The sequence below is a fragment of the Oribacterium sp. Sow4_G1_1 genome (assembly GCF_052116105.1).
GTDB lineage: Bacteria > Bacillota > Clostridia > Lachnospirales > Lachnospiraceae > Oribacterium.
Window position 1 is genome coordinate 1 of the sequence record NZ_JBQKLS010000061.1, and the last position, 338, is coordinate 338.

Below are 338 nucleotides of genomic sequence, written 5' to 3' on the forward strand. Positions count from 1 at the left end.
GTTGATGCGGTCAGGGGTAACACCCGTTCCCATCCCGAACACGACGGTTAAGACTTGATCGGCCGAAAATACTACATTGGTAACGATGTGGGAACATAGGTGGACGCCAGGTATTATGGGGGTATAGCTCAGTTGGGAGAGCACCTGCCTTGCAAGCAGGGGGTCAAGGGTTCGAATCCCTTTATCTCCACTCGTGATCACTGATCACGATGAACATTGATAACTGAATATCTGCAAAATATAAATTATTCTATTTAATAGAGTAAGACATCCGAGGCGTTAACGAAAGTTAACGAATTAAAAAACCAGATGGTGGAAACATCATCACACAGCCAACA

1 tRNA gene and 1 rRNA gene are annotated in these 338 nt (G+C 44.7%); both read left to right on the forward strand.

Features of this window, described 5'->3' with window-relative positions:
• Positions 1-112, forward strand: a 5S ribosomal RNA gene (rrf, locus tag ACTQ52_RS12400); the annotation flags it as partial.
• A gap of 5 nt (positions 113-117) precedes the next feature.
• Positions 118-190, forward strand: a tRNA-Ala gene (locus ACTQ52_RS12405).
• Positions 191-338: the final 148 nt, after the last annotated feature.